This is a genomic window from Corynebacterium renale (genome assembly GCF_002563965.1).
GTDB classification, from domain to species: Bacteria; Actinomycetota; Actinomycetes; order Mycobacteriales; family Mycobacteriaceae; genus Corynebacterium; species Corynebacterium renale.
In genome coordinates this window covers 193,611-206,317 of record NZ_PDJF01000001.1, presented here as the reverse complement: position 1 = coordinate 206,317, position 12,707 = coordinate 193,611, and the positions used below count along the sequence as shown (strand labels likewise).

Annotated in this window: 12 protein-coding genes; 8 read left to right on the top strand and 4 right to left on the bottom strand. The window is 59.5% G+C overall.

Features of this window, described 5'->3' with window-relative positions; all coding sequences use genetic code 11:
* Positions 1-60: 60 nt before the first annotated feature.
* Positions 61-2,244 (bottom strand): NADP-dependent isocitrate dehydrogenase, encoded by a 2,184-nt coding sequence (locus ATK06_RS00945; protein ID WP_098388685.1) that lies wholly within the window; start codon positions 2,242-2,244, stop codon positions 61-63.
* 324 nt (positions 2,245-2,568) lie between these two features.
* Here ATK06_RS00945 and ATK06_RS00940 point away from each other — a divergent pair, with 324 nt between their 5' ends.
* The 6 genes from ATK06_RS00940 to ATK06_RS00915 all read left to right on the top strand — a co-directional run bounded on the left by ATK06_RS00940 (position 2,569) and on the right by ATK06_RS00915 (position 8,363).
* Positions 2,569-3,501 carry an exodeoxyribonuclease III gene (locus tag ATK06_RS00940; protein WP_048381488.1) on the top strand — a complete coding sequence of 311 codons (933 nt, stop codon included), beginning with the start codon at positions 2,569-2,571 and terminating at the stop codon, positions 3,499-3,501.
* Positions 3,501-4,508, top strand: coding sequence for a trimeric intracellular cation channel family protein (locus tag ATK06_RS00935; protein WP_231913472.1), 1,008 nt, complete (start codon positions 3,501-3,503; stop codon positions 4,506-4,508). The genes ATK06_RS00940 and ATK06_RS00935 overlap by 1 nt, the downstream gene beginning before the upstream one ends.
* Positions 4,509-4,613: 105 nt before the next feature.
* Positions 4,614-4,796 carry a hypothetical protein gene (locus tag ATK06_RS00930; RefSeq protein ID WP_309543685.1) on the top strand — a complete coding sequence of 61 codons (183 nt, stop codon included), beginning with the start codon at positions 4,614-4,616 and terminating at the stop codon, positions 4,794-4,796.
* A 103-nt stretch (positions 4,797-4,899) separates the two neighbouring features.
* The gene (gene trpS, locus ATK06_RS00925; protein WP_048381486.1) at positions 4,900-5,925 is read left to right on the top strand and encodes a tryptophan--tRNA ligase; all 1,026 of its coding nucleotides are present in this window, start codon (positions 4,900-4,902) and stop codon (positions 5,923-5,925) included.
* Positions 5,926-6,024: 99 nt separating this feature from the next.
* Positions 6,025-7,104, top strand: coding sequence for a YhjD/YihY/BrkB family envelope integrity protein (locus ATK06_RS00920; protein ID WP_048381484.1), 1,080 nt, complete (start codon positions 6,025-6,027; stop codon positions 7,102-7,104).
* 134 nt (positions 7,105-7,238) lie between these two features.
* Positions 7,239-8,363: an amidohydrolase family protein gene (locus ATK06_RS00915; RefSeq protein WP_048381482.1), complete on the top strand. Its 1,125-nt coding sequence runs from the start codon at positions 7,239-7,241 to the stop codon at positions 8,361-8,363.
* Positions 8,364-8,429: 66 nt separating this feature from the next.
* On the opposite strand, the gene ATK06_RS00910 is transcribed toward ATK06_RS00915, so the two are convergent.
* The 3 genes from ATK06_RS00910 to ATK06_RS00895 all read right to left on the bottom strand — a co-directional run bounded on the left by ATK06_RS00910 (position 8,430) and on the right by ATK06_RS00895 (position 11,299).
* Complete coding sequence (locus tag ATK06_RS00910; RefSeq protein WP_048381480.1) at positions 8,430-9,662, bottom strand: hypothetical protein; 1,233 nt, start codon at positions 9,660-9,662, stop codon at positions 8,430-8,432.
* Between the two features lie 441 nt (positions 9,663-10,103).
* The gene (locus tag ATK06_RS11465) at positions 10,104-11,015 is read right to left on the bottom strand and encodes a C40 family peptidase (RefSeq protein ID WP_048381475.1); all 912 of its coding nucleotides are present in this window, start codon (positions 11,013-11,015) and stop codon (positions 10,104-10,106) included.
* Entirely contained in the window at positions 11,012-11,299 is a 288-nt protein-coding gene (locus ATK06_RS00895; protein ID WP_048381472.1) for a hypothetical protein, read from the bottom strand. The genes ATK06_RS11465 and ATK06_RS00895 overlap by 4 nt, the downstream gene beginning before the upstream one ends.
* Positions 11,300-11,376: 77 nt before the next feature.
* Between ATK06_RS00895 and upp the strand changes: the two genes are divergently transcribed.
* On the top strand, positions 11,377-12,012 hold the full coding sequence (gene upp / locus ATK06_RS00890; protein ID WP_048381469.1) for a uracil phosphoribosyltransferase: 636 nt from the start codon (positions 11,377-11,379) through the stop codon (positions 12,010-12,012).
* Positions 12,013-12,076: 64 nt separating this feature from the next.
* On the top strand, positions 12,077-12,643 hold the full coding sequence (locus ATK06_RS00885) for a helix-turn-helix domain-containing protein (protein WP_053072889.1): 567 nt from the start codon (positions 12,077-12,079) through the stop codon (positions 12,641-12,643).
* Positions 12,644-12,707 lie beyond the last annotated feature (64 nt).

Sequence of the window (12,707 nt, the reverse complement as noted above, 5' to 3'; positions counted from 1 at the left end):
CCCGAAGCGTAGAGCTTCGGGCGGGCCGTGGTTTTCCGCGGAAGTTACACGGGGCAAAGATTACTTAGCTAGGGTGCCGATAATCTCGTTGAACTTAGCCACCGGGCGCATGACCTGAGTGGTCTTCTCATCGTTAGGCCAGTAGTAGCCACCAAGATCGGCTGGGGAACCCTGGACGTCGAGCAGCGCCTGGTTGATTTCCTCAGCGTTATCTGCAAGCGCCTTCGCCACATCGGCGAACTTGGATGCCAGCTCTGGGTCGTCGGTCTGGTTCGCCAGTGCTTCTGCCCAGTAGGTTGCCAGGAAGAAGTGGGAACCGCGGTTGTCGATCTCGCCAGCCTTGCGTGAAGGGGACTTGCCTTCGTCGAGAAGCTTCTCGGTTGCGGCGTCGAGCGCGTCGGCGAGGACGCCAGCGACCTCGTTGCCGTTGGTGTTCTTCTCGTGGCGGAAGGATTCAGCCAAGGCCAGGAACTCACCTAGGGAATCCCAGCGCAGGTGGTTTTCTTCCTGAACCTGCTGGACGTGCTTCGGTGCGGAACCGCCAGCACCGGTCTCGAAGAGGCCGCCACCAGCCATCAGTGGGACGATGGACAGCATCTTTGCAGAGGTGCCCAGTTCCAGGATGGGGAAGAGGTCGGTGTTGTAGTCGCGCAGGACGTTACCGGTGACGGAGATGGTGTCCTGGCCTTCGCGGATGCGGTCCACGGAAAGCTGGGTTGCTTCGACTGGGGAAAGGATGCGGATATCCAGGCCCTCGGTGTCGTGGTCCTGCAGGTACTTCTTAACCAGGTCGGTCAGGTTGCGGTCGTGTGCGCGCTCTGGGTCCAACCAGAAGACGGCAGGCATGCCGGACAGGCGGGAACGGGTAACAGCAAGCTTGACCCAGTCCTGGATTGGGGCATCCTTGGTCTGGCAAGCGCGCCAGATGTCGCCTGCGGAGACGTCGTGGGAGGTTAGGACCTCGCCTGCGGAGTTGCGGACCTCGACCTTGCCGTCGGCCTCAATCTTGAAGGTCTTGTCGTGGGAGCCGTACTCCTCAGCCTTCTGGGCCATCAGGCCGACGTTCGGGACAGTGCCCATCGTGGTCGGATCGAAGGCGCCGTTCTTCTTGCAGTCCTCGATGACGGTCTGGTACACGCCTGCGTAGGAGGAATCCGGGATGACGGCCAGGGTGTCCTGGGTTTCGTCATTCTTGTTCCACATCTGGCCGGAGGTACGGATCATGGCTGGCATGGAAGCGTCGATAATGACGTCCGATGGGACGTGCAGGTTGGTGATGCCCTTTGCAGAGTTCACCATGGCCAGGTCTGGGCCGTCGATAAGCGCCTGCTCGAACGCGGCCTTAATCTCTGCGCCGTTGTCCAGGTCCTCGAGGCCGGTGTAGATAGCGGCCAGACCGTTTTCGCCGTTGAGGCCAGCGGCTTCGAGCTGCTCGCCGTACTTGTCAAAGACGTCCTTGAAGTATGCGCGCACCACGTGGCCGAAGATGATCGGGTCGGAGACCTTCATCATGGTCGCCTTCAGGTGTGCGGAGAAGAGGATGCCTTCTTCCTTAGCGCGCTTGACCTGCGCTGCCAGGAACTCGTCGAGGGCTGCGGCGCGTAGCGCGGTGGCGTCGAATACTTCGTCTTCGAGGAGGTCCAGTTCCTTCAGGGTCTTCTCGCCGGAGTCGGTGACGTGCACGATTGCTACGCGGTCTGCCTTCGGCATGATGACGGACTGCTCGTTGTGGCGGAAGTCGTCCGCATCCATGGTTGCCACGTTGGTCTTGGAGTCTGCAGACCAGGCGCCCATGGAGTGTGGGTGCTTACGCACGAAATTCTTCACGGCAATCGGGGCGCGACGGTCTGAGTTGCCCTCGCGCAGGACCGGGTTGACAGCGGAGCCCTTGACGGCGTCGTACTTCTCCTGGGCGTCCTCGTATTCGGGGAGGTCGTAGCCGGCGTCCTGCAGTTCTTTAATCGCTGCCTTGAGCTGGGGCAGGGATGCGGAAATGTTGGGAAGCTTAATGATGTTTGCTTCTGGAGTCTTAGCCAGCTCGCCGAGTTCAGCGAGGGCGTCGTCCATGCGTTGCTCTTCGGTCAGGCGCTCTGGGAACTGGGCCAGGATACGTCCGGCGAGTGAGATGTCGCGGGTTTCTACGTCGATGCCTGCGGTTGAGGCGAAGGCTTCCACGATTGGCTTGAAGGAGTAAGTAGCCAGAAGCGGAGCTTCGTCGGTGCGGGTCCAAATAATCTTTGCCAATGTAACTCCTTATATATGTAAGGTTCACGCGGGTTAGTGATGCTTTAGCCTCTCGCGGGCACATGCGCGCCACGGCTCAAAGTCACCCACAAGCGTACCGTTATACGCAGATTCAGGGGCGCCCATCACCCCCATTCATGCCTATGACCTGCGTCATCTTTCTCGAACTCGCTGCCGGTCGGTGCCCAATTAACGGTACGGGTGTCCTGCAACATGCTTATCGACGTCCCTTCGCCCGTTCTTTCCCGCGCGCGGTCGTGAGTAACCTGAAGCACGCCCAACCCCTACGGGCTGAGGCGTGCTTCAACCTATAAAGTAGTACCCATGAATTCGCCTCTGACTATTACTTCCGTGAACGTCAACGGTGTTCGTGCCGCTACGAAAAAGCGCAGCGACGAAAACCTTGGCATGCTCGATTGGTTGGAGCGCAATCGCCCTGACGTCGTCTTGATGCAGGAAGTGCGCGCTACCGACGACCAAACCCGCAAGGCGCTCCAGCCTGCGTTAGACAACGGCTGGCACTACGTGGGTGCCCCAGCGGCGGCCAAGGGTCGTGCGGGCGTGGGCATTCTTTCCCAGAAACCTTTGGAGAACGTGCAGATCGGATTCGGTTCTGGTGATTTTGAGGATGCCGGCCGTTGGATCGAGGGTACGTATGCCGCTGACTTCGGCCCGGTGCGCGTAGCGTCGTTGTACCTGCCTTCGGGTTCGGAAAACACAGATAAGCAGGACGATAAGTTCCGCTTCCTGGACGAATTCAGCGAGGTTCTGAACCAACGCGCCGCCGAGTTCCCGGACATGGTTATCGGTGGTGACTGGAATATCTGCCATCGCCGTGAAGACTTGAAGAACTGGAAGGGGAACCTGAATAAGGTCTCGGGCTTCCTGCCAGATGAGCGCCGCTTCCTGGATAGCGTGTTTGGCACATACCCGGACGAGGAATCCCAGGTGGGCACCGTTGATGGTGTGGGTACGTGGAAGGGTGCCGTGGATTATGCGGGCGGCCCAGTGCGCGAACCGGCGATTGATCCGGTGTGGTTTGACGTCGCACGCCATTTCCACCCGGATGAGGATGGCCCCTACACCTGGTGGACGTACCGCGGCCAGGCTTTCAACAACAATGCGGGGTGGCGCATCGACTATCAGGCGGCCACCAAGTCCATGCTGGAACGTGCTACGAAGACGTGGGTTGACCGCGCTGAGTCCGTCGAGATGCGGTGGTCTGACCACGCACCGTTGAACGTTACGTACGCATAATGCTGCTAGTTCTCTTTTGCATCGGTATCACCGTTGAGGCGATGACGGCTGCCCTGTCGGCGGGTAAGCAGAAGATGGACTTCTTTGGTGTCATCGTTCTTGCTTTGCTCACCGCCCTCGGTGGTGGGACTGTCCGTGACGTGGTGTTGGATCACCATCCGCTGACGTGGGTGAATAGGCCTTGGTTCATCCTGGTGGTCATCGTCGCGGCACTTATTACAGTGCAGTTGTCCTTCCTGATGAAGTACTTCCGCGTGGTGTTCCTGGTCTTGGACGCTGTGGGTTTGGCGGTGTTCTCAGTTTTGGGGACCCGCGTTGCGTTGTCCGAGGGGCACGGGTTCATCATCTGCTGTATCGCGGCCGTGATCACGGGTGTGGCCGGTGGTGTGTTGCGTGACTTGATGAGTGACCGCGTGCCATTCGTGTTCTCGCGCGAGTTGTACGGCACGATTTCGGTCCTTATTGCAACGGTGTACGTGGGTTTGCTTGCGTTGGATGTGCGCGAAGATGTTGTGGTCATCGTGGCACTGGTGATCGGTCTGGCTACGCGCCTGCTGGCGATCTACTACAACAAGAATCTGCCGGTGTTCGAATATCTCGGCGACGACCAGCCCGTGGATCCGCGCGTGCGCCGTTCGTACTATTATGTGCGTCGTGGCTTGCGTCCGGTTGCCCGCGCTATGGGTTTGCACAAGGCGAAGTATGCGCTGTTGAACCGTCGGGAGCAGCGTCGCCATCACCAGGAGCAGACGTGGCAGGTCAGCGAATCTGCCCAGGAGGCATCACAGGAACTGGCGGCCACGACCGAGGATTTCATCCCGACCTCAGTCGAGGGGCCGGCAGACGATTCCACCCCGCCACAGGTGGTCACACCGCGCCCGGACCGGGCGAAGCAAGCTAGGCGGGCAGTTTCGGAGGCTGCTTATCGACGCCGCGCTGAACACCTAGCACGCAATATTCGTGCCCCACGTGTGCGTCCGCCACGAGGTTTCACCCATGAAAAATAGGCTTGATTCTTTCGGCTACCCCCTTGGGTGGGGCAGAGGCTAGAATGTCTCGAAGAATTTTAAAACGTATTAATCGCGTGTGCTGCGAAAGGTTTTACTATGCGCATGATTGTGTCTTTTATTCTTGGGATCGTCCTGATTGCCCTGGGCATCTGGTGGTACGCAGCCGTAGGATTTAGCATTCAGGCAATTCTGGCTGCCCTCGTTATTGCCGGTGGTGGCGCACTGGTTACCGTTGGAATCGGTATTGCACTGGATAAGAAATCTCCGACGTCACGCAAGCTGTAAAGAGCGCCCTTCGCGCGTTTCCCGGTACCGCACTGCAGTGCGGTACCGGGATTTTTTCAGCCCACACACAGTCTTGAGGGTCTGGCCAGTACACTAGGTAAACATGACTGAACAGAAAGCTTTGCAGCGCGTACTCTCTGGCATCCAACCCACAGCGGATTCCTACCACCTTGGAAATTACTTGGGAGCCTTGAAGCAGTGGATTGAGCTGCAAGATAACTACGATGCTTTCTACTTCATCCCGGACCTCCACGCGATCACTGTAGACCAGGAGCCGGAAGCGCTGCGCAAGCGCACTATCGCGGGCTGTGCGCAGCTGCTGGCCCTCGGGATCGACCCGGAGAAGTCCACTCTCTTTATCCAGTCCCACGTGCCGGCGCATGCGGAACTCGCTTGGGTGCTTACCTGCTTGACCGGCTTCGGTGAGGCCTCCCGGATGACGCAGTTTAAAGACAAGTCCCAGCGTCAGGGCGCGGAGCGCACGGGCGCAGGACTTTTTGCTTACCCGATGCTCATGGCAGCGGACATTCTGCTGTACAACCCGGAACTCGTCCCAGTGGGCGAAGACCAGCGCCAGCACCTGGAACTGACCCGTACGCTTGCGGAACGCTTCAATAACCGTTTCGGCGAGACCTTTAACGTTCCGGAAGGTTTCATCCCGAAGGGTTCGGCAAAGATTCAGGATCTGCAGAATCCGACGGCCAAGATGAGTAAGTCGGGGGAGAACCCCAAGGGCATCATCAACTTGCTGGACGATCCGAAGACATCTGCCAAGCGTATCCGCTCGGCAGTCACGGATACCGATAATGTCATCGCGTACGACCGCGAGAACAAGCCGGGCGTGTCGAACTTGCTGGCTATCCAGTCCGCGTTGACGGGCACGGCTATCGACGACCTCGTAGCCGGCTACGAAGGAGCAGGCTACGGCCAGCTTAAGGTGGATACCGCTGAAGCCCTCGAGGCATTCACCACTCCGCTGATTGCACGCTACAACGAATACATGGACGACCAGGCAGAACTGGAACGCGTCCTGGCGCGCGGCGCCGAGCGTGCCAACGAAATCGCTGAACCCATGATTGCCGACGTCTACGAAAAGATGGGCTTCGTCGTACCGCTGCGTCGCAAGTAAGAACCCCGTTTTCCGCCCAACCATGCGTGTGCGTGGTTGGGCGTCGATAAGCATGAAGAAACTAGCGACGCCCACTTTCATCAGGAAGGCATCCCGATAATGGCAACTGAAACCCGGCCAGCCACGTACAAGACTGACTCCGACGGGATTGAGCGCTCCCGCAAAGACGAACCCGGCATGGTAGACAAACTGCGCGCCAAGTGGGACTGGTTCGACCACATCATGCGGATGCAGGAACGCTACGCATCCCACGGTGGTAACCAGTACTCCGCAGGCATTACGTATTTTTCCGTGCTGTCGATCTTCCCGATCCTCATGCTGGTCTTCGCTGTGCTTGGTTACATTCTGGCTTCGCGCCCCGAGCTGCTGGAAGATATCCAGAATTCGATTCAGGATGCGCTCAGTGGCGATATTGGAAACGTGGTCAACGAGGTCATTGATATGGCCATCGAACAGCGTGGCGCAGTCGCCGGTTTGGGTGCTTTGACCACCCTATGGTCCGGGCTGGGATGGATGAATAACCTGCGCTACGGCGTATCGAAGATGTGGCGCCTAGATCCCACCGACGGTAATTTTGTGGCGAAGAAGCTGTGGGACCTGCTGGGCCTGGTTGGCCTCATCGTGTCCTTCGGCGTGGCTTTCGGTATCACGGCCGTGGGTACCTCGTCGCTGACGCGTCGCCTGCTGGAAATGGTTGGCCTGGACCAGGTGCCGGGTATTGGTGTGATTGTCACGCTGGTCACGCTGGCTGTTGGTATTTTGGCGAACTTCCTGGTCATGCTGTGGATGATTCTGTACCTGCCGCGCACCAAGGTGCCCAAGAAGTCAGGCGCGCAGGCTGCGCTGCTGGGCGCTATCGCGTTCGAGATTATTAAGCAGTTGGGTTCGTTGTTCGCGTCGAGCGCGCTGAACAACCCGGCCGGTGCGGTCTTTGGCCCAATCATTGGTCTCATGGTCATCTTGTACCTGGTCTGGCGCGTGGTGCTGTATGTTTCCGCGTGGGCTGCCACGACGGAGGAGTCGATGGAAGCCGCTGAGGTCCCAGCGCCTGCACCGGCTGTGATCCGCGTCCGTTCCGAAGTGGATCAGCCGACGGTCAAGACTGGTACCGCGATTGGGGTTGGTGCCACGCTTGGTGTCGTGGGTGCTACACTTGCGGGCCTGTTCCGGCGTAAGTAGGACTACGTTTACGAACAGAAAATATTCTTCACGCTGCGTCTGAGTGCGCGGCGTGATTTTCTCTTTTCGCGCTTAGTAAAAAGAATGTGTATTCTAAGTGTTAGTTTTATACAACGTCTACCTCAGTAGGGAATATGTACGAACAGCCCATTATCAGCCCTGAATATAAAGACGTGTCCGTAGAGGTTCTGAGCGCTCTGCCTAAAGTCGTGCTCACCGACCACGTAGAAGGCGGAATCCGCCCCAGCACATTCCTCGAATTCGCAGAGGACGCCTCCGTCACACTGCCTGAGGAATGCACTGACGCAGACTCGCTGCGCACCTGGGCAATGAAGCAGCCCTCCGAACAACTACGCGGCATCGTCAACGCCACCCTGGATAAACCGGAAAAATACACGCAGCTCATCCGTGAAGCACTCGAAGACCTGTCTCGTGACAACGTCGTCTACGCCGAGCTGACCATCTGGCCGCAGCTCGTGGCAGAAAAGCATGACCTAGATGTCAGGGAGCTTATCGACGCCGCCGCGAGGGGCATGTCCGCCCGCGAAGTCTACGGAATCCAGGCGCGCTTGCTCGTACGCATCGACCCTGACGCCCCCGGCGGAATCGATGCGCTCCACGCGCTCATCGCATCCGACCGGGGAGTTGTCGCCGGTGCGATGTTGCACCCGACCGACAATCAGGTGGGCCTACAGGCACGCGACATGCTGCACCGAAACCTTATCCCGTTCACCGTGGCGGCGTGGCCATTGTGGGGCATCGGGGCCGTGCACCAGGGTGCAGGTGCTGGTGGGCAGCGTCTGTCCCACGCAATCGCCTTGACCGAAGATTTTTCAGTCTCATCCGAGAATTTTGATCTCCAGCTGGGTAAGAGTTCGGCCTGGGTGCGCGATCGCCGGATGACCCTCGAATTAGCGCCGACGCTTGCCATCCATGAGAAGGCAGCAAAATCCTACTCAGACCACCCGGTTGGCCTGTTCTTCGAGTTAGGTTTCCGCCTGACAGTCAGCCCGGCTGTGCGTCTGATCACGGATTCCACGATGACGTCTGAACTTATGAACCTCGTGGAACACTGTGACTTTGGCTTAGAAGAACTTTTCCAAATCACAGTCGACGCCGTGGAGTCAGCCTTCCTGCCGTACCCGCAGCGTCAGCAGATAATCCAGTCCATCATCCTGCCTGCCTATGAACGGCTGGAGGATTCTGAACTTGCCGAGCACGTGCACGACGAGGAGCTTGATCTAGGAGACGAAGAATAGGCACGAGCAAAAAGGGGTGCCATCCACATCAAGGTGGAGGGCACCCCTTTTTGGGCGTTCGGCGTTTTAGTTCTTGGAGAACCGGCGCAGCAGGGTGGCGGCGAGTTCATCCCACGCCTTTGCGTGATCGGTGAACGGTGCCGCTGGGACATAACCTGCGGTCTCCGGGCTGCCTAGCATGTAGGAAATGTAATCCTGCATGCGTGGGTTGGACAGGAAAAAGGAGTTGACGGAATCGTCGCCGGCCCAGTCGGCTGCGTCCGCGATGATTTCGTAGGCGCGGGCCATCTGCTTGGTATCGACGGCGTCGACGCCCTTGAGAATCTGGTCGGAGATGCCCTTGAGGGAGTAGATGTTGTCGTCGTGGACCTGGACTTCCAGCTCGCCAGCGTTCGCGGCGGTGGACAGTTCCTCCCAGGTTGAGACCTTGGCAAGGTCGTGGTCGTCGTGGGAAACGAGCCAGCGGGTCAGTTGCTTGCCGGATGGGAAGGTGAAGATTTCACCGAACTTGCCCAGGAATACTGGTCGGCCGTCGACGTAGGTACGCAGGCTGTAGAGGGTGCGGCCGTCGGCAATAATCTTGATGGGGTCGATCCCGGCTGCCGCCCAACGGGACGAATCGTAGGGGTCGGCAGCGGCAGCTGCCTTCTCCGCAGCCTCTTTTTCTGCTGCTCGGGCGGCTTCTTCGCGGGCCACGGCGTCGTCGATACGCGCCTGAGTATCCGGTTTAGCTGGGGCGTCTTTGGTTACGACGACCTCGTCGAGGGCTTCGCGGACCTTTTTCCAGTTGGTTAGGATAACGCTGCCCAAGCCGGTCCATTCTTCGGCGCCGGCGTCACCGGAATAATGCTCGCTGCCGCGATTCAGGTTGTTCACGATGGAATGGGAAGCGAAGAAGACGACGGCCGCTTCAGCGGAAGCAACGTTCGCCAGGGACTTTGCGATACGGACGATGCCGGCAGCCTTGTTTACGGCCTCGTAGCTGGGCCGATCCGCGAGCAGGGCGGGCAGGCCTACGATGTCATACTCGTCCGCCTTGCGGGGCAGCACGCGTGATTCGCTCTTTGCCGCGAACTCAGACCACTTCGGGTGGCTTTCTAAATCGTGCGGTACACCCGATTCCAGGAAGTCCAAGAGCTGGGCAGGGGACTCAAATCCGAAGACGCCGGAGTTATCGCCTAAGAAGGCCTGCCACAGCGAGCCTTGTTCCTTCCACTCTGGAGCCCACAAAGTGTAAAGATCACCTTGGTCCAGGCTGAGCTTGACAGGAACGATGGCACGTGACGTCGAAGAGTTCATGGTGGGAAAGCTTACCGTACCGCCCACGGTGGCGGGAATAAGAGAGCGGTGAGGTATTAGCTGCGTGATTGGCGCAAAAGCACTTGAGTCACAAAAGCTGCGCCAAGAAGCCACGGCATGGCGGATACGACTGCTTCGTGAAAGTATTCCAGCGCCCACGACCACAGTGCGCACGCTGTCACTAAGCCAGTGCCTGCCGAAATAACGCGTTGAGGACGTGTCGCGGATGTCCACGGGCCCATCGCAATGACGATTGCCACCAGCCACGCTATCCAGAGCAACGACACAACGGCGGTGGGCGTAAGTGCGCCTACCAACAGGCAAACGGCAAAGAATGTCCCGAGGGTAAGCCAGGTTCTCGGGTGCGCACGTTAAGGATAGGAGATGGGTAGGAAACGGGGGAGGTCTCTGCTAGGTATGGGCGTTGCTCGGACATGGCTACTACCCTGTGGGTCGGTAAAAGCCCTTAAACGACATCCCCATGTTTGAGGTTCGCAAAGGATTGATCTGCACCGGGTCGCCTGCCTCGATAATCGTGCCGCCGCCGGCGTACATGGCCACATGCCCGTCCCAAACCACAAGGTCGCCTTCTTGTAATTCCTCGGCGGAGACAGGGCGGCCCACGGCTTGCATTTCCGCGGTGCGTGGTAAATCGACGCCAGCCTGACGCCACGCCCATTGTGTCAACCCGGAACAATCGAAGCCTCCCGGTGACGTGCCACCCCACACGTAGGGGGTACCCAGGGTAGACTTGGCCGCCGCGACCGCTGCGGAGCCCGCACTCGAGCCCGCCGCGCCACCCGAAGATCCGCCCGCCGGCAACTCGGCACTGAGTGCCACATGCTTTATCTCATGCTCGGGCACAGGCCCGGACCTAGGGCTGAGCATCCCGGGACCATTCGGTAACTGCACCACGCGCGCTGCAATCTCGGACAAGCGCCCAGTAAAGGGGGCTAAATCCTGAGTGAGTTGCTGCACTCGCAATGCGGCCTGAGCTAGATGCGAGGATACTTCGACCGCTAGGCGTGCCACAGCGTGCGCTGTGCCAGCCCCTGGGATAAGTGCAGTGGCGGCAAGCGGGACGGCACGTCGGAGGAAACTGGCTCCGATTTCTGTAATATCCAGGGCCGCGCTGATGAAAAGGGGAGCAGCATCGCGCGTGATAGCGGCAATATCGCCTGCGTGTGCGCTGACTATTCGGTGCGCCTCCATCGCTGGGTCCGGGCGCGTGGATAAGTACCGCGCTAGGGGAACTAGCGGGGAAATATCGGGCACGCCGATGGTGGCTGGTGCTGGGAGAGGGGAAGGCAGGTGCCGGGCAATGGCCTGGGCTGTGGAAGCGAGGTCGATCACAGGAGTTCACCGTGCCCGTCTAAGGTTGCGGCGGTGTGGGCGGAGGTGGCGTCGATAAGCGATACTGCCTGCGCTGCTTCCTCCCCGCACCAGCGCAGGTAATGCACTAGTTCGGCAACGCTGCGTGTTGTGGCCTGGTGGGCGGCGGCGAGTGCCGCGAGGAAGTCGCCCGCCCCGGGGATTGGCGGAGGACTAAACGGTGGCACCTGGGGAGCAGGAGTGCCGGCGAGGTCGCGGGCCAGGGCCTGGGCGTGTTCTACATCAATGTCTAGTGTTGGGTTCATGCCTTAATAGACGCACCCACGGCGCCAACTGGTTCCCGCCGATTCTTCGCAAGGCTGGAACGCATACTATTGGGGGCATGGATATCACCGTCATCGATCACCCCCTGGCCCAATCCCGCCTGACCATCATGCGCGACGCCCGCACAGACAATGCCGGCTTCCGCTCCGCCCTGAGTGACCTGGGTGCCATGCTCATCTACGAGGCTGCCCGCGACTTGAAGGTGGAGCACTTTGACGTGGTCACCCCGGTCGATACTGCGCAGGGCGCACGCCTGGAGACCCCACCCATCATCGTTCCCATCATCCGCGCAGGCCTGGGCATGATTGATCCAGCGTTGTCGATGATCTCGGATGCCCAGGTTGGCTTCATCGGCATGGCTCGCGACGAGGAAACCCACGAACCCGTCCCGTACTTGGAGGCCCTGCCCGAGGACCTGAGCGATCAGCCGGTGTTCCTCGTGGACCCGATGCTGGCGACCGGCGGCTCACTCCTGCACGCGATCCGTCTGCTGGTGGCTCGCGGCGCGAAGGACATCACCTGCGTATGCATGGTCTCCGCGGAGCCGGGCGTGCAGGCGCTGAAAGATTCGGGCCTGCCGGTTCGTCTGGTCACCGCGGTTATTGATCCTGGTCTGGACGAAAATGCATACATCGTCCCTGGCCTGGGCGATGCTGGCGATCGTCTCTACGGCCCGCGAAATATAGACCTCTAAATGGGTAACGTGTGCCCACTGCAGTGTGCGGACTTTGCATACTGTGGTGGGCACAGTTGCCCATATGGCTTCGACGAACTTACATGCGGGCAAGGAGTTCCAGCGTCTCCGCGGGGACGCTGACCTGGCAACGCACTGGTCGTCGTATGGTTACGTCTTCAGCCGCACTATTTATGCTTATCGACGTCTCCGTGGCCTCACCCAAGACGAGCTCGCTGAGCTATCCGGCATCGACCGCAACACTATCTCGATGTACGAACGCAACGAAACCAACACCGGCGCGGTGGTTAACCCCCAGCTACGCAATATTTATGCTCTTGCGCTAGCGCTCGACGTGCCGCCGGCGGTGCTGCTCCCGCGCGGCGAGCGTATCCCGGTAGGAAAGTGTGAAGTCCCTGACCATGCGTTTGCGCTGGTCTGGCCGGCCTCTGACGATGATTTCGGAAGCCTGCGTGACCGCGTCAACGTATACAAAAAGCGCGTGCGCGCTGCCACGGCGCCTGCCTCCGTGCCAGTGGTGGGGACTGTTCACGCGCCAGCATGGGACATGTTGGAAAAGCAGGCCCGCGGCCTACCATTCGCAGGATTGCGGGAGCACCCAGTATTCCTCGTTGCCCAGCGGGGGCTCTAGCCGCCGGGGCTAGAGTCAGTGCGGGATACTGTTATTTAGGAGTTGTTTTGGCCAGTGACTACAC